The following is an 18,604-nucleotide window of genomic DNA, read 5'->3' as shown; positions in this document are numbered from 1 at the left end:
TTCATTGGAGCATCACCATGTCCCTCGATCTCGAAACCACTGCCGCTGAAGCCGCGCCCGTACAGGGCGAACTGCTCGATGCGGAATCTTCCCCTCTGACCCTGAGCCTTCAGGATTTCGTCGGCGAGTTCGGCGACGAACTGCTCGACGCCCTCAACAGCGCGAATCCGCCGGTCTATAACGGCCAGCCGCAGGCGCACCGGCAACTCGTCGTCGCCAGCCTCAAGCGCAAGCTGTTCCCGGCCCAGGCCGAAGTCGTCCACGCCGCCGCAGAGCTGCTGATCGACCGTGGCGAACGCGCCGCGATCGTCAATGGCGAAATGGGCTGCGGCAAGACGACCGTCGGCATCGCCACGGCCGCTGTGCTCAACGCAGAAGGCTACCGCCGCACCCTGGTTCTTTCGCCGCCGCACCTTGTTTACAAGTGGCGGCGCGAGATCCAGGAGACGGTGGCAGGCGCCAAGGTATGGGTGCTCAACGGGCCGGACACGCTCGTCAAGCTCATCAAGCTGCGCGAGCAGTTGAATGTCCAGCCCACGGGCCAGGAGTTCTTTGTCTTGGGCCGGGTCAGGATGCGGATGGGGTTCCACTGGAAGCCCGTCTTCACCGAGCGGCGTACCCGTCACGGCAACGTGGCGGCGTGCCCAGACTGCGGCACGGTCATCACCGACCTCGACGGCGAGCCGGTCAACCCGGTCGCGCTCCAAGCCGAGGAATACCGCAGGAAGTGCAGCCATTGCGCCGCACCCCTGTGGACACTGATCCGCCCGCGCAGCCTGTCCGGCAGCGACCAGTCCTCGGCCGTGCTGAAAGCCTTGAAGCGCATCCCGACGATCGGGGAAGTCACCGCGCAGAAGCTGATGCAGAAGTTCGGCGACGGGTTCCTGGCGTCGATGCTGGGCGACAACATCCACGAGTTCATCAACTTGATGGATGGAAACGGCGAACTGGTCTTCTCTGACCGCCAGGCGCATCGCATGGAAAGAGCGATGGCGAACATGGAGTTCGGCTTCGGCGAAGGCGGCTACCAGCCGTCCGAGTTCATCAAGCGCTACCTGCCTCAAGGCACGTTCGACCTGTGCATCGCGGACGAGGCCCACGAGTACAAGAACGGTGGCAGTGCCCAGGGCCAGGCCATGGGCGTGCTGGCGGCGAAGGCTCGCAAGACCTTGCTGCTGACAGGCACGTTGATGGGCGGCTACGGGGACGACCTGTTCTACCTGCTGTTCCGAGCCCTGCCTGGGCGGATGATCGAAGACGGCTACCGCCCGACCACGAGCGGCAGCATGACCTCGGCGGCCATGGCGTTCATGAGGGACCACGGGGTTCTGAAGGACATCTACTCTGAAAGCACCGGCACGGCGCACAAGACGGCCAGGGGCACCAAGGTATCGGTGCGCACGGTCAAGGCTCCCGGCTTCGGGCCGAAGGGGGTCTTGCGGTGCATCCTGCCGTTCACGATCTTCCTCAAGCTCAAGGACATCGGCGGCAACGTCCTGCCGCCGTATGACGAGGAGTTCCGTGAAGTCGCAATGGACGTGGCGCAAGCCGCGGCCTACCGCGACCTGGCGGGTCGGCTGACCGCGGAGCTGAAACAGGCTCTGGCGCGACGCGATACGACGCTGCTGGGTGTGGTGCTCAACGTGCTGCTGGCCTGGCCGGACTGCTGCTTCCGGTCGGAAACCGTGGTGCATCCGCGCACGCGCAACACCTTGGCGTTCGTCCCGGCTCAGTTCAACGAGTTCGAGGTGACGCCGAAAGAGCGCGAGCTGATCGACATCTGCAAGGAAGAGAAGGCACAGGGCCGCAAGGTCCTGGCCTACACGGTCTATACCGGCACGCGCGACACCACGTCGCGCCTGAAGGTACTGCTGGAGCAGGAAGGCTTTCGGGTGGCGGTGCTGCGCGCAAGCGTGGACGCCAGCCGCCGCGAAGACTGGATCGCCGAGCAACTCGACCGTGGCATCGACGTGCTCATCACCAACCCCGAGCTGGTCAAGACGGGCTTGGACCTGTTGGACTTCCCGACGATCGCTTTCATGCAGTCGGGCTACAACGTGTACTCGCTCCAGCAGGCGGCACGCCGCTCCTGGCGCATCGGACAGAAACAGCCGGTGCGCGTGATCTACCTCGGCTACGCCGGTTCCTCGCAGATGACCTGCCTGGAGCTGATGGCCAAGAAGATCATGGTCTCGCAGTCCACCTCGGGCGACGTGCCCGAATCGGGCCTGGATGTGCTCAACCAAGACGGTGATTCCGTCGAGGTCGCGCTGGCCCGGCAACTGGTCGCCGCCTGATCCCCACGCCAACGCCGGCCTCGCGCCGCCGGCTTTCCATTGTTCCCACCTTGCAGCCACGCCCACGGTCTCCGTGGACGTGGCTGCGCATTTTTCACCCCAAGGAGATTTCCATGAACGCTACTACCCAAGCCACGCCCGAAACCGTCAATGCGCGCCTGACGCTGGACGTGACCTATCTGCTCAACGGCGAGGCCGCACCGGAATTGCTGGCACGGCTGGAACGCATGTGCGAACTCGCCATCGGCGAGGGTCTGCTGACCGGCGAGACCGCCGCGGAAGTGGACACCTGGTCGATCGATGTGTCCGAGGTGCCCTCGGCGGCCGACCGCGAAACGCTCGAAGCCGAGATCGCCGCCTTCATGCAGCAGCGCATCGAGGACGGCAACCTCAGTGCAGAGGACATTCCCTTGCGCCTGGCGCGCTATGGCCTGATGGCCCCCGAGGCATTCGCCGACGAGATGCGCGAGCGCATGGGCATGGACGACGACGCCCCCACGGGCCGAGCCGTCATCCCCTCGACCGAACCTGCCGACGGCAGCGAGATCGAGATGCAAGTCGCGGTCGCCTGCATCGGAGGCTCCGGCAGCCCCGACGTGCCGGTCTTCAAGGTCAGGATCACGCAAGAGGAATACGACCTCGGTATCCATTACGACAAGGCCAGGGACTTGGCCGAGGACGCACGCTACGAAGGGCCGTTCGTCTGCTTCGACGCCGCCGAATATGGCCCCATCCTGTCGGCCGCCCGAGAACTGGGCCTTGTTCCGCAGGTCGTCGTGGTCGATATGACCGAAGGCCAGATCCACTCCATCCGCTGCGACAGCGGCGAGATCAAGGTCATCTGCTACGACACCAGCGACACCGAAGAGTATTCGGCGGCGGTGGCGAACCGGCCGCTCGGCGAGAACGGGCAGTTCGTGCGCTGCTGGTCGCACACCCAACTGGCACAGGTCGATCCCGGCCTGAAGCTGGCTCGGGATTGATCGGGCGAAGCTCGATGCGTTTTCACTGGCCCCTTCGGGGGCCTATTTCTTTGGAGCGAGGCTGCCGGGAAATCGGGCGCTGCCTGGTTCGCATTGTTTGCTGCCGCTCGTGGCCCGAGCGGCGATGGTGAGGGCTCGATGTTTCAGGACGACGCGCCATGTGCCCCTCTCCACCTTGGTTTCACCATCCCGAACGCCGCCTGCTGGCGGGTTTTCTCGGCCTGCTTTGGTCGGTGCTGGCTGGCGGCTGCGCGACGACGAGCGCGCCGGTCGCGCCCGACACCATCGAGGAAGTCTCAGCCGCGCCCGCACCCGAGGCGCCCGAGTACATCCCCGTCGTGCGCTACGGCCGCTACACCCTCGTGGAACTGGCACCGACAGCAGCGCAGCGCGACCTGCTGTTGCAGACCATCGACGTTTCGATGCCCGAGGATGCCCGCGCCACGGTCGGCGACGGGCTACGGCATGTGCTCAAGCGCAGCGGTTACGGCTTGTGCCAGACGGCGCACGCGGTGATCGAGCTGTACGCACTGCCGCTGCCGGCGGCGCACCTGCACCTCGGCCCCATGAGCCTGCGCGATGCGCTGCTCACGCTGGCTGGTCCGGCCTGGGAACTGCACGCGGATGACCGCGCGCGGCAAATCTGCTTCGAGCGGCCCGGCGACAGCATGACCGCCGACAACGTACCCGCGCCGCCCGCCACCGAGGCGGTGCAGACGTTCCCGCTGGCGCCCGCGGCATCGGGAGGCCAGCCATGAACGGCCCGCAGCCCGCCCATCGTTCAACGGCCGCCGTGGTGGTGCAGAGCCTGATGTGGCTCTGGCTGATCGGCCTCAGTGTTCTGGTGGCCCTGGGCTACCAGGCCATGAACGACCAGGCCGACCAGGATCGCCTCGATTCCCGCCTGCAACGCCTCGAAGCGCAGGCAACAGGCCTGGCCGAGACCGTCGAGGCCATCCAGCAGCGGCCGGCCGTCGCCACGGCGGCAGACCTCAAAGACACCCGCCAAATCCTGGAAGCACGCGCGGCCCAGGTCGAGAAATCGCTGAGCGCCTATGCCGCCGCCGACGACCTTCAGGCACTGCGCGCCGAAGTCGAGCAAATCAAGGCGCGGCAGACCGCTGCGCGCGCCGCTGCACCCGCCCAGCCGCACACCAGGAACAAGCCCACCGCCAAGCCCGAACCGCCGCCGCTCCCGTTCCGCATCGTCGGTGCCGAACTGCGTGCCGGCGAGCGCAGCGTGTCCGTCGCGCCGAGCAATGGCGACTTCACGCCCGACCAGCTTCAGGTGCTGCTACCCGGCGATGCGGTCGGCCCGTGGCGCTTGCAGGCCGTCGAGGGCAACACCGCGGTGTTCCAGGCCGGCGACCAGACCCGCCGCGTGGCGATTCCCTGACCGGAGCAGATCGCATGAAGCCGTCGATCATCCTTTCCGCGCTCCTGCTGGCGTCCGCCCAGTGGCCCGCCTGGGCGCAGCAGCCGCCTGCGGCTCCCGCCCGCAATACACAGAGCCAGGAGCGCCCGCTGGTCGCTCGCGTTCTGGACGACCGGGTGGCGAGCGACTGGGGCCTGCAACCGCAGGAGTGGGCGCGCTACCGCGAACTGATGGACGGGCCGCTGGGCATCTACTCGCCCAACCTGGACCCGTTGTCGGCTTTGGGCATCGAGGCCCGCACCGACGAGGAACGGCGCCGCTACGCAGAACTGCAGGTGCAGGTCGAGGCGCGCCGCGTCGAGAAGCTGCTTGCCTATCAGCGCGCCTACGACGAGGCCTGGCAGCGCCTGAACCCCGGCATGCAGCGCGTGAACCTGCCGGACGACAAGCCGGTCGCCGACGCCACGCGCGGCTCCGGCCGCACGGCAGTGTTCGTCAAGGACGGCTGCGTGGCCTGCGGCCAGCTCGTGCAGCGCCTGCAATCGGCGGGCGCCGAATTCGACCTGTACATGGTCGGTAGCCGCCAGGACGACGCGCGCATCCGCGACTGGGCCAAGCGCGCGAACGTCGATCCGGCGCGCGTGCGCAGCGGCAGCATCACGCTCAACCACGACGGCGGCCGCTGGCTAACCTTGGGGGTGCCCGGCGACCTGCCGGCGGTCGTGCGCGAGGTGAACGGCCAATGGCAGCGTCAGCCGTAGCCGCTTTCCTGCGCGCACTGGCGCTCGCCGCTGGCCTGTGCGCCTGCGTCGTCCAGGCCCAGGAGGTGCCGCCACCGGCCTACCAGCTCGCCGCGCAGCGCGCAGGCATCCCCTCGACGGTGCTCTACGCCGTGGCCTTGCAGGAGAGCGGCATCCGCCGCAACGGGCGCATCGTCCCGTGGCCGTGGTCCCTCAATGTCGCCGGCCAGTCGCACCGCTACGCGTCCCGCGCCGACGCCTGCGCGGGCTTGCAGCGGGCAATGCGCTCCACGCCGCACACGCGCATCGACGCAGGCCTGGGCCAGATCAACCTCGGCTACCACCAGCAGCGCTACGCCAGCGCCTGCGACTTGCTCGACCCGTACCGCAACCTCGCCATCGCCGCCGAGATCCTGCGGGAGCAGCACACCCCCGGCGAGGACTGGTTGCTGGCGATCGGCCGCTACCACCGTCCTGCCGGGGGTGAGCCTGCCGCCCGCTACCGGCGCAGCGTATCCCGCCACCTTGCCCGCGTGCAGGGCGCGCGCCCAACCGCCGCGGTCCTCGCCGCGCGCCAGGAGACATCCCCATGACGACATCCCATCTGGCCTTACGGGGCCTGCTCGTGCTGCTGGCGGGTCTGCCGCTGGCCTCGCTTGCCGGCGAGCCGCTGGTCGTGGTCGAAGACCGCGGCGGCACGTCGGCGCTGCCGTACTACGAAGCCCTGAACCTCCAGCCGCGCGCCAACGCGCCGGCCCGGCCGCCGATCCCGACGCCCCAGGTTCCCGCCACGCCGGCGGACGAGGCCGCGATGCTGCCGGTGCGCAGCGCCAAGCTCACGCCCGGCACCGTCGCGCGGCGGGTCATCGAGGCTCCGGGCCTGCGGCCTTTCGTGGTCGTCGGCGACGACGAAACTTCCCGGGCCTGGCTGCGCCGCCAGGCGGCAGCGCTGCGCGAGCGCGGCGCGGTCGGCCTGGTGGTCAACGTCGAGACCGTGCAGGGCTTGGCGCGGCTGCGCGCCCTGGTGCCCGGCGTACCCCTCGCGCCCGTGTCCGGCGACGACCTGGCCGAGCGCCTGGGCCTGCGGCACTACCCGGTGCTGGTCACGGCCACCGGCATCGAGCAATGAAGCCATGTCGGGGAAACAGCCGGTCGAGGTGCTGCTTCGCCCAGCGGTGGAGCTATATACCGTCGCGGCGTGTGCAGGCGCCGCGTTTCTGTCCCTGGTGTCACCCTGGTCGCTCGCGCTGAGCCCGTCGATGGGCGTCGGCGGTGCGCTGGCGTTCGGCGCCTACGGCGCCATCCGCTACCGCGATGCCCGCGTCATCCTGCGCTACCGGCGCAACATCCGCAGGCTGCCGCGCTACGTGATGACCAGCAAGGACGTGCCGGTCAGCCAGCAGCGGCTATTCGTGGGGCGCGGGTTCCTGTGGGAGCAGAAGCACACCCATAGGCTGATGCAGACGTACCGGCCGGAGTTCCGCCGCTACGTCGAACCGACACCCGCGTACCGGCTGGCGCGACGGCTGGAAGAACGGCTGGAGTTCGCGCCGTTCCCGCTGTCCCGGCTGTCGAAACTCACCGGCTGGGACGTGCCTTTCAACCCGGTGCGGCCGCTGCCGCCTGTGGGCGGCCTGCCGCGCCTGCAGGGCATCGAACCCGAGGAGGTGGACGTCAGCCTGCCGCTGGGCGAGCGCGTCGGCCACTCACTGGTACTGGGCACCACGCGCGTCGGCAAGACCCGGCTGGCCGAACTGTTCGTGACCCAGGACATCCGGCGCGTGAACGCCGCCGGCGAGCACGAGGTGGTGATCGTCATTGACCCCAAGGGCGATGCCGATCTCCTGAAGCGGATGTACGTCGAAGCCCTGCGTGCCGGCCGCGAAGGCGAGTTCTATGTGTTCCACCTGGGTTGGCCGGACATCTCCGCACGCTACAACGCCGTGGGCCGCTTCGGCCGCATCAGCGAGGTGGCCACCCGCGTCGCGGGGCAGCTTTCCGGCGAAGGCAACTCAGCCGCCTTCCGAGAGTTTGCGTGGCGATTCGTCAACATCATCGCCCGCGCCCTGGTGGAGCTGGGACAGCGGCCCGACTACATGCTGATCCAGCGGCACGTCATCAACATCGACGCGCTGTTCATCGAGTACGCCCAGCACTACTTCGCCAAGACGGAGCCCAAGGCCTGGGAGGTGATCGTCCAGATCGAGGCCAAGCTCAACGAGAAGAACATCCCGCGCAACATGATCGGGCGCGAGAAGCGCGTGGTAGCGCTGGAGCAGTACCTCTCGCAGGCGCGCAACTACGACCCGGTACTGGATGGCCTGCGCTCGGCGGTTCGCTACGACAAGACGTACTTCGACAAGATCGTCGCGTCGCTGCTGCCGCTGCTGGAGAAGCTCACCAGCGGCAAGATCGCGCAGCTCCTGGCCCCGAACTACTCCGACCTGGCCGACCCGCGCCCGATCTTCGACTGGATGCAGATCATCCGTAAGAGGGCCATCGTCTATGTGGGCCTGGATGCGCTCTCCGACGCCGAGGTCGCCGCAGCGGTCGGCAACTCGATGTTCAGCGATCTCGTCTCTGTGGCCGGGCACATCTACAAGCACGGGATCGACGATGGCTTGCCGGGCGCATCGGCCGGTGCGCGCGTGCCGATCAATGTCCACGCCGACGAATTCAACGAGTTGATGGGCGACGAGTTCATCCCGCTGATCAACAAAGGCGGCGGTGCCGGCCTGCAAGTCACCGCGTACACGCAGACCCTCTCCGACATCGAAGCCCGCATCGGCAACCGCGCCAAGGCCGGTCAGGTCATCGGGAATTTCAACAACCTGTTCATGCTGCGCGTGCGCGAGACCGCGACCGCCGAACTGCTGACCCGGCAATTGCCGAAGGTCGAGGTCTATACGACCACCATCGTCAGCGGTGCGACCGACAGCTCGGACATTCGCGGGGCGACGGATTTCACGTCGAACACCCAGGACCGCATCAGCATGTCCAGCGTGCCGATGATCGAGCCGTCGCACGTCGTCGGCCTGCCGAAAGGCCAGTGCTTCGCGCTGCTGCAGGGCGGTCAGCTTTGGAAAGTGCGCATGCCGCTGCCGGCGCCGGACCCGGACGAGGTGATGCCGGCGGACTTGCAGCAACTGGCCGGGTACATGCGCCAGAGCTACAGCGAAGCGACGCAGTGGTGGGAGTTCACCAGCTCCCCGGCCTTGCAGGACACGGGCCTGCCCGACGACCTGCTGGATGACGCCGCTGCGGCCGAACCTTCCGCAGTGGCCACCACCACCGGCGATGGTTCCAGCAACGAGGCCTCGCCATGAAGGACGCCGCCTCGACGGCGCAGCGGGAGCAGAACCAGCGCCAGGGCCTGATCGTCGGCACCATCACCTTGCCGTTCCGGCTGCTCGGGGTGCTGATCGGCTCGCTGCTGTTCTCGATCGTCGTGGAGTGCGTCGGCATGCACCTGTTCTGGAAGGACCAGGGCTGGCGGCACTCGCAGCAGATGTTGCAGTACGAACTGGGGCACCTGTCCAGCCACTTCACGCGCAGCGTCGTCGTGCAGGAGCCGGGGCGCACCGCGCACGAACTGGTGGATACCGGCTACGAATGGGTATTCGTTCGCTCCGGGCTGCTGGAGCGCATGAGCCAGACCGCCGAGCGCGCCCGCGCACCCAGCCACGGGCAGACGCGCAACTTCCGCTACTACATCAGCCAGGTCTATGTCTGGGCCGAGAGCTACCTGATCGCCGTGGCCTTCACGACGCTGACCTTCCTAGTGCGCCTGCTGGTCCTGGTGCTCACGTTGCCGCTGATCTTCACTGCGGCGTTCGTCGGCCTGATCGACGGCCTGGTGCGCCGGGACGTGCGCCGGTTCGGCGCAGGCCGGGAATCCGGCTTCATCTACCACCGCGCGAAGGCGAGCCTGATGCCGCTGGCAGTGCTGCCGTGGGTCACGTACCTGGCCTTGCCGATCTCGGTGCATCCACTGCTGATCCTGCTGCCCAGCGCCGCCTTGCTGGGACTGGCCGTGAGCCTGACCGCAGGCAGCTTCAAGAAGTACCTCTAGGCCATCAATCCGGGCATGCGCGAGTTCCTATTGTTTGCGGCCTAAAAGCCCCTCGCTGCCCACGATCAAGCCATTGCTGATCACACAGGAATGGCGCGATGTTGGCTCCGATCTGGCAGCGCGCCGCGCATCGCGGCGTGCCCATTTTTCTCGTGACGGCCCTCCTGCTGGGTCAGTCCCCGATGGCGTTGGCCGAGTCCCCCGCACAGCGCCAGGAGCTGGTCGCCGCGCTACGCCAACTCGACGCGCTGGAGCGCACCGTCGCCGACAGCGCCGCGTATGCCCCCGTCCAGCCGGGCGAGCGCTACCACTTCGACTACCCGCGGCTGCTGGCTGACCTAGCGCGCGTGCGCGCCGGCATCCAGGCCCATCTCACACCGTCGCGTGCCCAGCCGCGCGACCCCTCCGAATTGGCCGGCGACTACCGCACCGAGCGAGCCGCTTTGCCATCGCCGAAGACGACTGCGGAGGGCAAGCCATGAACGGCGCCCAGGTCTCGGCATTTCAGGCCAACAGCGGCATCGCGCCTTCGGCGATGGCGACCGTCCTGGTAGGCGTCGTGTTCGCGGTCCTGCTCGTCTGGGGCGTCTGGGCCATCCGAACGGCCTACGTGGGGTGGTCCGAGAGCCGCCTCAACCAGCGCCAGTTCCTCGGCGTCTGCATCCGTTTCGTCGCGATGTACCTCGTCCTGAGCTTCTTCCTCCTCTCCTGACCTGAAAGGCACGACCATGCAAAACCGCATCCTCCATTCCCGTCTTGCCCAGCGCGCCGCTGTGGCACTGGGCGCCGCCGCACTGCCCGCGCTGTCGTTGGCGCAGGGACTTCCGCAGTTGGAGAACCCGACCCGCGGCACCGGCAACGGCATCATGGAAACGATCAGGAACTACGGCTACGACATCATCATGCTCGTGGCCCTCCTGGTCGTGGCGTCGATGTTTATCGGCGTCTGCTACCACGCCTACGGCACCTACGCGGAAATCCACACCGGCCGCAAGACCTGGGGCCAGTTCGGCCTGACGGTCGCGATCGGTGCCGTGCTGCTCGTGATCGGCATCTGGCTGCTCACCGAAGCCACCGGCATTCTGTAAGGCGAGGCCGGTATGTCCGAGCAGCAGCATGTCCGTGCGGACGGGACGGTCACGTTCCTTCCGCACCGGCTCAACCGCCATCCCGTTGTCGTGCGCGGCCTCACCGCCGACGAACTGTGGATCTGCTGCGGCCTGTCCGGCGCCGCCGGCCTGCTGGTCGGCGCGCCGCTGTCCTGGGTGTTCCGCACGATCGCCATCGCGCCGACGTTCGTCGTCCTGGGCGTGGCCCTGGGCGTCTTCATCGGCGGCGGCATCCTGCGCCGGCTCAAGCGCGGGCGTCCCGATACCTGGCTGTACCGGCAACTGCAATGGCGCATCGCCACGCGCCATCCGCTGATGGCGGGCTGGGTAGGCGGGCACGTGCTGATCTCGCGCTCCGGCTTCTGGTCCACCCGAAGGAGCGCACGATGAGCCGCTTCAAGAACGAGATCACCCACCTGCAGGCGCACATCAAGACGCTTCGCCTGGGTGCTGGCGCGCTGGTCATCGTCGCCCTGGTCATGGGCGGTGGCTGGTGGAGCGCGCCGCGCGACCTGACCATCCACGTCCCGCCCGACCTGCGCTCCGGCAGTACCCGCAAGTGGTGGGAAGTGCCGCCCGAATCGGTCTATGCGTTCACGTTCTACGTGTTCCAGGCCCTCAACCGCTGGCCGACGAACGGCGAAGAGGACTATCCGCGCAACCTCCACACGCTCTCGCCGTACTTCACCCCCTCGTGCCAGGCCTTCCTGCGGGCGGACTACGACTACCGCCGCAGCACGGGCGAGCTGCGCCAGCGCGTGCGCGGCATCTACGAAATCCCCGGCCGCGGCTACGGCGACGACCCCACGGCGCGCGTGCGCGTGGTCTCCGACCGCGACTGGGTGGTGACGCTCGACATCACCGCCGACGAGTACTACGGCGCCGAGCAGGTCAAGCGCGCGCTCGTGCGCTACCCGGTGAAGGTCACGCGAGTGGACGTCGATCCCGCCCGCAACCCGTTCGGCCTGGCGCTGGACTGCTACGACGGTGCGCCCCAGCGCATCAGCGCCCCGGAGCCGACGCGCCCGGCACCTGGCGGCCTGTCTCCGCAAGCGCCCCAAGGAGGAAACACCCCATGAAGCATCCTGTACTCGTGCTGCTGGGGCTGCTGGCCGCGGCCGCGGCACCCGTCTCCCATGCTGTGGAGATTCTGCGCTGGGAACGCATGCCGCTCGCGGTGCCGCTGAAGGTGGGCCAGGAGCGCATCGTGTTCATCGACCGGAACGTCCGCGTGGGCGTGCCCGCAGGCGTGGGCGAACGCCTGCGCGTGCAGAGCGCGGGTGGCGCGGTGTACCTGCGCGCCAGCGAGCCGATCGAGCCCACCCGGCTGCAATTGCAGGACGCCGACACGGGCGCGCTGATCCTGCTCGACATTGCGGCCGAGCCGCCCAAGGATGGCGAAGCCGAGCTGGAGCCGGTGCGCATCGTCGAGGGCAGCAGCACCCCGGCGCGCTATGGCGATCAGGCCGGCGGTGCCGATGAGGCCCCCGCGCGCGCCCAGGACCAGGTAGGCGCTCGTGCGGCGCGGCGCGAAACCCCAGTTCCGGTCGTCCTGACGCGCTTTGCCGCGCAGAACCTCTACGCGCCGCTGCGCACCGTGGAGCCGCTGCCGGGCGTCATGCGGGTGAACCTGCGCCGTGGCCTCGACCTCGGCACGCTGATGCCGACGCTGCCCGTGCGCGCGGTCGCGCTCGCGTCGTGGCGTCTGGAAGACCAGTGGGTCACCGCCGTGCGTCTGACCAACAGCAGCAGCGGCTGGGTCACGCTCGACCCGCGCGTGCTGCAAGGCGATTTCCTCACCGCCACCTTCCAGCACGAAGCGCTCGGCCCCCGCGGGACGCCCGAGGACACGACCGTCCTGTACCTGGTGACACGCGGACGCGGCCTCGCGCAATCGCTGCTGCCGGCGATCCACCGCTTCGACCCGGCTGCGCACCTGCCGCAGCCGGAAGCGGAAGCCGAGGACGGCAAGGAGGCCCGCCATGCGCAGTAACGGCTTGCTCAAGTGGCTGATGATCCCGGTCGCCTTGCTGGTGCTGTTCGTTGCCATCCGACTGTTCTCCGGCGGAAGCACGTCGGCACCGCCCGCCGCGGATGCCGGTTCCAAGCTCACGCCCGAGGAAATGAAGGCGTTGGGCATCGAAGGCGATACCCCGCGCGATACCGTGGCAACGCTCGTCGCCCAGGTGAAGCAGTTGCGCACCGAGCTTCAGACCGCGCTGACCGACAACAAGTCGCAGCGCGAGGAAAACCAGCGCCTGCGCCAGCGCGAGAACTCCATCGATCAGCGCATCAATTCGGCCCTCGAATCCGAACGCTCGAACCTGCGCCGCGACCAGGAACAGGCGGCCAGTGCGCGCCAGCAGACCGAAGGGCTGCTCGCCGACCTGCAGCGGCGTCTGGACAGCATCGGCGGGCGCGGCGGCGGCCATGCCGATCTGCCCGTGGGCCTGGGGCTGCGCGACGGCGACGAGGCCGGCATGGAAGGCGGCATGCGCTGGGTCGAACCGGACGACGCGAAGAAGGCCGAGGGACGCAACGGCAGTCGTGGCGCGGGCAGCGGCATGAGCTTCCCGACGAGCTTCGGCCCGGCGCAAAGCACGCTGGAAACGACCGCGGAAACCGTGGCGAACGCCGGCGCACGTGCGGCAGGCGTCAAGAGCGCCAAGCCGGTCTATACCGTGCCAACCAACTCGACGCTGATGGGGTCGGTCGCGATGACGGCGCTGATCGGCCGCGTGCCGATCGACGGGACGGTGAACGACCCGTATCCGTTCAAAATCCTGGTCGGCCCAGACAACCTGACCGCGAACGGGATTGACATCCCGGACGTGGCCGGCGCCGTGTTCTCCGGCACCGCATCGGGCGACTGGACGCTTTCGTGCGTGCGCGGTCAGGTGCGCAGCATCACCTTCGTCTTCCACGACGGCACGATCCGCACCATCCCCGAAGACCGCGACGGCAACCAGCAAAACAACCAGCAGCAGAACTCTCAAAGTGGAGGCCTGGGCTGGATCAGCGATCCGTATGGCATCCCTTGCGTCAGCGGCGAGCGGCGCAGCAACGCCCAGCAGTACCTCGGCTCGCAGGCCCTGATCACCGCGGCCGGTGCCGGCGTGGCCTCGCTGATCGACAGCGACAGCGGCCAGATGTCCTACGTCGGCGCCGACGGTTCCATCGGCAGCGTCGGCATCTCGGGCAACGAGGCCGTGGGCCGCATCCTGGCCGGTGGCGTGCGCGACATGGCGGACTGGGTGAACAAGCTGTACGGGCAGGCGTTCGCGGCCGTCTATGTCCAGCCCGGCGCGAAGGTCGCCGTCCACCTCGAAAAGCCGCTCGCCATCGACTTCGATCCCGAAGGCCGCAAGGTCGATCACCGCGCAGGAGAAAGCCATGCTCTCGAACTTGAATAGGGGCCTGGCGCTGGCCCTCGCCGTCGCGGTGCTCGGCGGCTGCGCCACCAGCAAGGAAAAGCTGCTGCCCCACGGCGACAGCACGATGATGGACATCTGGCAGCAGAACGCCGGCGACGGCGGCGGGAGCGCCGGCCAGGCGGCACGCCGGCAGTTGCTCGATGCCCGCCAGAGCCTGCGCCGGCCGCTGACCGAGGCCGACGTGCAGGCCGCGCCCGCCGAGCAGATGCGCTACACGCGCACCGCACGCAACGAGGTCTATCGCCAGTTCCACCGGCTGCCGAATCCCGATCTCGTCATGTACGTGTATCCACACTTGGCGGGCTCGGACCCTGTACCTGTGCCGGGCTACACGACGGTCTTCCCCCTCTATCAGCGCGTGCAGTACGCCATGCCGGGCGAGCGCGTGGAGGACTACTGATGCGCTGGAAACTTCCCTGGCCTAAGCCGGCCGCGCCGAAGCTGGCCGCATCCGGCATCGGCGACGAAGAGAAGCCGGACGGCTGGCAGCGCCATGTCCAGGCCTTGCACCAAGCCGGCATCCCCGAACCCGGCGCAGCGGTCCAGGGCCGCAGGCCAGCGACGGTAGCCGACGAGCAGGCGCTGTACGACGTCGCGCCGTCGTTCGCGGAACTGCTGCCTTGGGTGGAGTTCCTGCCGCAGTCGAAGTCCATGCTGCTGGAGGATGGGCAGTCGGTCGCTGCCTTCTACGAGCTGGTGCCGCTGGGCACCGAGGGGCGGGAACCCGGCTGGCTCGCACATGCCCGCGATGCCTTGGAGAACGCGCTCCAGGACTCTTTCGATGAGCTGGACGAAAACCCCTGGGTGCTCCAGCTCTACGCCCAGGACGAGCCCAGCTTCGACCAGTACATGCAGACCCTGCGCGACTACGTGCAGCCGCGCGCCCGCGATACCACGTTCACCGAGTTCTACCTGCGCTTCTTCGGCCACCACCTGCGCGCGGTCGCCAAGCCGGGCGGCCTGTTCGAGGACACGGTGGTCACGCGGCTGCGCTGGCGCGGCCAGACGCGGCGGGTGCGCATGGTGATCTATCGCCGTGCCACCGGGCAGGCAAGCCGCCGCGGCCAGACGCCCGAGCAGATGCTGAACATCGTCTGCGACCGCCTGTGCGGCGGCTTGGGGAACGCCGGCATCCAGGCACGGCGCATGGTCGCGGCCGACGTCCACGACTGGCTGCTGCGGTGGTTCAATCCGCGCCCCGCGATGCTTGGGCCGAGTGCAGAGGACCGGGAGCGCTTCTACGCGATGGCGCGCTACCCCGACGAGGCCGAGGACGGCGAAATCGAGCTGGCGAGCGGGCGGGATTTCAGCCAGCGGTTGTTCTTCGGCCAGCCACGCTCCGACGTGGAGCATGGCACCTGGTACTTCGATGGCATGCCGCACCGCGTGCTGATCACCGACCGGCTGCGCATGCCGCCCGGCACCGGACACCTGACCGGCGAGACCCGCAAAGGGGATGCCATCAACACGCTGTTCGACCAGATGCCGGAAGACACCTTGCTTTGTCTCACGATGGTCGCCACGCCGCAGGATGTCCTGGAAGCGGATCTCAACCACCTGGCGAAGAAGGCGGTGGGCGAGACGCTGGCGTCGGAGCAGACGCTCAAGGACGTGCAGGAAGCCCGCTCCCTCATCGGCAGCGCGCACAAGCTCTACCGGGGGACGCTGGCGTTCTACCTGCGCGGACGCGACGAAGCGGAACTGGACCGGCGCGGCCTCGACCTGGCGAACGTGATGCTCAACGCCGGCTTGCAGCCGGTGCGCGAGGACGACGAGGTGGCACCGCTCAACAGCTACTTGCGCTGGCTGCCGTGCTGCTACAACCCCGGCCAAGATCGGCGCAGGTGGTACACCCAACTGATGTTCGCGCAGCACATCGCGAACGTGTCCCCGGTGTGGGGCCGCGCCCAGGGCACGGGGCACCCCGGCATCACGATGTTCAACCGTGGTGGCGGCCCGATCACCTTCGATCCGCTCAATCGCCTGGATCGGCAGATGAACGCCCACCTGTTCCTGTTCGGCCCTACCGGCTCGGGCAAGTCAGCGACGCTCAACAACCTCTTGAACCAGGTCACGGCGATATACCGCCCGCGGCTGTTCATCGTGGAGGCCGGCAACAGCTTCGGCCTGTTCAGCGATTTCGCCAAGCGCCTGGGTCTGACCGTGAACCGGGTCAAGCTGGCCCCTGGCTCGGGCATCAGCCTCGCGCCGTTCGCCGATGCGCGCCGGCTGATCGAAACGCCGAGCGACGTGCAGACCCTCGATGCCGACGCGCTGGACGAAGACCTGCCACCGGATGCCTCGGCCATGGAGGCGGACGAGCAGCGCGACGTGCTGGGCGAACTGGAGATCACGGCGCGGCTGATGATCACGGGCGGCGAGGACAAGGAGGAAGCCCGGATGACGCGGGCCGATCGCTCGTTGATCCGGCAGTGCATCCTCGACGCCGCCGAGCACTGTGTGGCCGAGAAGCGCACGGTGCTCACGCGCGATGTGCGCAACGCGCTGCGCACCCGCGGCCAGGACCCGACGCTGCCCGAGATGCGGCGCGTGCGGCTGCTGGAGATGGCGGACGCGATGGATATGTTCTGCCAAGGCACGGACGGCGAGATGTTCGACCGCGACGGCACGCCGTGGCCCGAAGCCGACATCACCCTGGTCGATCTGGCGACCTACGCCCGCGAGGGCTACAACGCCCAGCTCTCCATCGCCTACATCAGCCTGATCAGCACGGTGAACAACATCGCCGAGCGCGACCAGTACCTGGGCCGCCCGATCATCAACGTCACCGACGAAGGCCACATCATCACGAAGAATCCGCTGCTCGCGCCCTACGTCGTGAAAATTACAAAGATGTGGAGAAAGTTGGGGGCCTGGTTCTGGCTCGCGACGCAGAACATCGACGACCTGCCGCGCGCCGCGGAGCCCATGCTCAACATGATCGAGTGGTGGATCTGTCTCAGCATGCCGCCCGATGAAGTCGAGAAGATCGCGCGGTTCCGCGAACTCTCGCCCGCGCAGAAGGCGCTGATGCTTTCGGCGCGCAAGGAAGCGGGGAAATTCACCGAAGGCGTCATTCTCTCCAAGAGCATGGAAGTGCTGTTCCGCGCCGTGCCACCGAGCCTGTACCTCGCCCTCGCGCAGACAGAACCCGAGGAGAAGGCCGAACGCTACCAGCTCATGCAGCAGTACGGCTGCACCGAACTGGAAGCGGCTTTCAAGGTGGCCGAGAAGATCGACCAGGCCCGCGGCATCGAGTCGCCGGCCTTGGAACTGTCGTAAACCGGAGAACGCCATGGAACAGAAACGTCCTTCCATTCCGATGCAGGTCCAGGCGTTCCGCCGTCGTCGCTGGCGGCCTCGCTGGCCCTGGGTATTGGCTGCCGCGCTGGTCGCGCTGCTGCTGATCTGGCTGGTGTCCCGGACGCCCGGCGAATCCTCAGCGCCGTCGCCCGCGCCGGTCAGCACGGCGCAGGTCGCTGGGCCACCCTGGCAGATGGGCAACCCGGAAGGCCGTTTCACGCTGACGCTCTATGCCGACCTGGAATGCCCGTTCTGCCGGGAATACTTCCCGCAACTCAAGCGGTGGGTCGGCAACAACACCGACGTGGCGCTGCAATGGCATCACCAGCCGCTGGCCGCGCATGAGCCTGCCGCGTCGGCCGAGGCACGTCTGGCCGAGTGCGCCGCCGAAGCGAGCGGGCATGCGGCGTTCTGGCAGGCGGTCGAATGGGTCTATGCCCACACGCGCAGCGATGGCCAGGGCTTGCCCGATGGCTTGCGTTACCCCGAAACAACGTCAGCCATCGAGCAGTGCATGGCGAGCGAGCGGCCCAACGCGGCCATCCGCGCCCAGGCCGCAGAAGCCACCAAGAGCGGCGTGACCGCCACGCCGTCGCTGCGACTGCTCGATCGCCAGACGGGCCAGGCCATCCTGCTGCAGGGGCCGATCGAGGGCGATGCCTTGCTGTCGGCCATGGACATGCTGGCGGCCGGGGACATGGCCAGCGACGCGGCGGCTTCACCCGCCACCCCCACATCCGAAATGCCCGCCGACGTTATCGGCGACATGCCCAGGTAGCCCTCGGTCTTGGAGGCTACGGCGCGGCTTGCCGCGCTGACCGCTACCCGTTCGCTTTCGCATCCTGGCCGCGAACAATCACCGCCGCGCGGTGATGGATGCACCTTGTTCTGCTGTTTCCATCCCCAGGAGGGCTTGCCCTCCCAGGGTGGCGCCCTCCGCTCACTTTCTGGAGGTCCGCCATGTCTCTCGTTGCCAACGACTCCTGCATGGAGCCACGTTTTTCCCCCGCGTCCCAATCCGATGACTGGATCATCCGGCAAGCCATCGCGCTGCTGGAGCAGCGGGTCTTCAAGAAGGGGCCGTCCCTGGAGAGGCCTGCGGCCGTCAAGGACTACCTGCGCCTGAAACTGGCCGCCGAGCCCAATGAAATCTTCGCCATCGTGTTCCTCAACAGCATGCACGAGGTGCTGGCCTACGAGCCGATGTTCAGAGGCACGATCCATTCGACCTCGGTGCATGCGCGTCCGATCGTGCAGCGTGCCTTGGAACTGAATGCGGCAGCGGTCATTT

The 18,604-nt window shown here is 67.9% G+C and carries 20 protein-coding genes; all 20 read left to right on the top strand.

From position 1 onward, the window contains the following. Positions 1-17: 17 nt before the first annotated feature. Positions 18-2,297, top strand: coding sequence for a helicase-related protein (locus tag ACEU5R_RS14260; protein ID WP_392410616.1), 2,280 nt, complete (start codon positions 18-20; stop codon positions 2,295-2,297). Between the two features lie 113 nt (positions 2,298-2,410). After that, on the top strand, positions 2,411-3,280 hold the full coding sequence (locus ACEU5R_RS14255) for a hypothetical protein (RefSeq protein WP_392410615.1): 870 nt from the start codon (positions 2,411-2,413) through the stop codon (positions 3,278-3,280). A gap of 158 nt (positions 3,281-3,438) precedes the next feature. Further along, complete coding sequence (locus tag ACEU5R_RS14250) at positions 3,439-4,038, top strand: PilL N-terminal domain-containing protein (RefSeq protein ID WP_392410614.1); 600 nt, start codon at positions 3,439-3,441, stop codon at positions 4,036-4,038. Further along, entirely contained in the window at positions 4,035-4,676 is a 642-nt protein-coding gene (locus ACEU5R_RS14245; protein ID WP_392410613.1) for a hypothetical protein, read from the top strand. Before ACEU5R_RS14250 ends, ACEU5R_RS14245 begins: the two co-directional genes overlap by 4 nt. A gap of 14 nt (positions 4,677-4,690) precedes the next feature. After that, the gene (locus tag ACEU5R_RS14240; RefSeq protein WP_392410612.1) at positions 4,691-5,416 is read left to right on the top strand and encodes a TIGR03759 family integrating conjugative element protein; all 726 of its coding nucleotides are present in this window, start codon (positions 4,691-4,693) and stop codon (positions 5,414-5,416) included. Beyond that, a complete protein-coding gene (locus ACEU5R_RS14235) occupies positions 5,398-5,988 on the top strand; it encodes a transglycosylase SLT domain-containing protein (RefSeq protein ID WP_392410611.1) in 591 nt (196 codons plus the stop codon). Before ACEU5R_RS14240 ends, ACEU5R_RS14235 begins: the two co-directional genes overlap by 19 nt. Next, entirely contained in the window at positions 5,985-6,524 is a 540-nt protein-coding gene (locus ACEU5R_RS14230; RefSeq protein WP_392410610.1) for an integrating conjugative element protein, read from the top strand. The genes ACEU5R_RS14235 and ACEU5R_RS14230 overlap by 4 nt, the downstream gene beginning before the upstream one ends. Positions 6,525-6,528: 4 nt before the next feature. Continuing rightward, entirely contained in the window at positions 6,529-8,721 is a 2,193-nt protein-coding gene (traD, locus tag ACEU5R_RS14225) for a type IV conjugative transfer system coupling protein TraD (RefSeq protein WP_392410609.1), read from the top strand. Beyond that, on the top strand, positions 8,718-9,467 hold the full coding sequence (locus ACEU5R_RS14220) for a TIGR03747 family integrating conjugative element membrane protein (protein ID WP_392410608.1): 750 nt from the start codon (positions 8,718-8,720) through the stop codon (positions 9,465-9,467). The genes traD and ACEU5R_RS14220 overlap by 4 nt, the downstream gene beginning before the upstream one ends. A gap of 98 nt (positions 9,468-9,565) precedes the next feature. Next, positions 9,566-9,949, top strand: coding sequence for an RAQPRD family integrative conjugative element protein (locus tag ACEU5R_RS14215; protein WP_392410607.1), 384 nt, complete (start codon positions 9,566-9,568; stop codon positions 9,947-9,949). After that, positions 9,946-10,179: a TIGR03758 family integrating conjugative element protein gene (locus ACEU5R_RS14210; RefSeq protein ID WP_003050225.1), complete on the top strand. Its 234-nt coding sequence runs from the start codon at positions 9,946-9,948 to the stop codon at positions 10,177-10,179. Before ACEU5R_RS14215 ends, ACEU5R_RS14210 begins: the two co-directional genes overlap by 4 nt. Before the next feature lie 16 nt (positions 10,180-10,195). Further along, positions 10,196-10,555 (top strand): TIGR03745 family integrating conjugative element membrane protein, encoded by a 360-nt coding sequence (locus ACEU5R_RS14205; RefSeq protein ID WP_392410606.1) that lies wholly within the window; start codon positions 10,196-10,198, stop codon positions 10,553-10,555. A gap of 12 nt (positions 10,556-10,567) precedes the next feature. Continuing rightward, entirely contained in the window at positions 10,568-10,966 is a 399-nt protein-coding gene (locus ACEU5R_RS14200; protein WP_023082303.1) for a TIGR03750 family conjugal transfer protein, read from the top strand. Beyond that, positions 10,963-11,655, top strand: coding sequence for a PFL_4703 family integrating conjugative element protein (locus ACEU5R_RS14195; RefSeq protein WP_392410605.1), 693 nt, complete (start codon positions 10,963-10,965; stop codon positions 11,653-11,655). The genes ACEU5R_RS14200 and ACEU5R_RS14195 overlap by 4 nt, the downstream gene beginning before the upstream one ends. After that, positions 11,652-12,569: a TIGR03749 family integrating conjugative element protein gene (locus ACEU5R_RS14190; RefSeq protein WP_392410604.1), complete on the top strand. Its 918-nt coding sequence runs from the start codon at positions 11,652-11,654 to the stop codon at positions 12,567-12,569. Before ACEU5R_RS14195 ends, ACEU5R_RS14190 begins: the two co-directional genes overlap by 4 nt. Further along, positions 12,559-13,989, top strand: a complete 1,431-nt coding sequence (locus ACEU5R_RS14185; protein WP_392410603.1) for a TIGR03752 family integrating conjugative element protein — start codon at positions 12,559-12,561, stop codon at positions 13,987-13,989. The genes ACEU5R_RS14190 and ACEU5R_RS14185 overlap by 11 nt, the downstream gene beginning before the upstream one ends. Then, entirely contained in the window at positions 13,970-14,410 is a 441-nt protein-coding gene (locus ACEU5R_RS14180) for a TIGR03751 family conjugal transfer lipoprotein (protein WP_033448780.1), read from the top strand. The genes ACEU5R_RS14185 and ACEU5R_RS14180 overlap by 20 nt, the downstream gene beginning before the upstream one ends. Then, positions 14,410-17,292, top strand: coding sequence for a conjugative transfer ATPase (locus ACEU5R_RS14175; protein ID WP_392410602.1), 2,883 nt, complete (start codon positions 14,410-14,412; stop codon positions 17,290-17,292). The genes ACEU5R_RS14180 and ACEU5R_RS14175 overlap by 1 nt, the downstream gene beginning before the upstream one ends. Positions 17,293-17,305: 13 nt before the next feature. Further along, complete coding sequence (locus tag ACEU5R_RS14170) at positions 17,306-18,091, top strand: DsbA family protein (RefSeq protein WP_392410601.1); 786 nt, start codon at positions 17,306-17,308, stop codon at positions 18,089-18,091. Between the two features lie 182 nt (positions 18,092-18,273). Next, positions 18,274-18,604: JAB domain-containing protein (locus tag ACEU5R_RS14165; RefSeq protein ID WP_392410600.1), on the top strand; the 331-nt coding region annotated here is incomplete at its 3' end.

The organism is Achromobacter sp. 413638 (assembly GCF_043119405.1).
Taxonomy (GTDB): domain Bacteria; phylum Pseudomonadota; class Gammaproteobacteria; order Burkholderiales; family Burkholderiaceae_B; genus Achromobacter.
The sequence above is the reverse complement of the archived record's forward strand: the minus strand, read 5'-3'. Positions and strand labels throughout refer to the sequence as shown.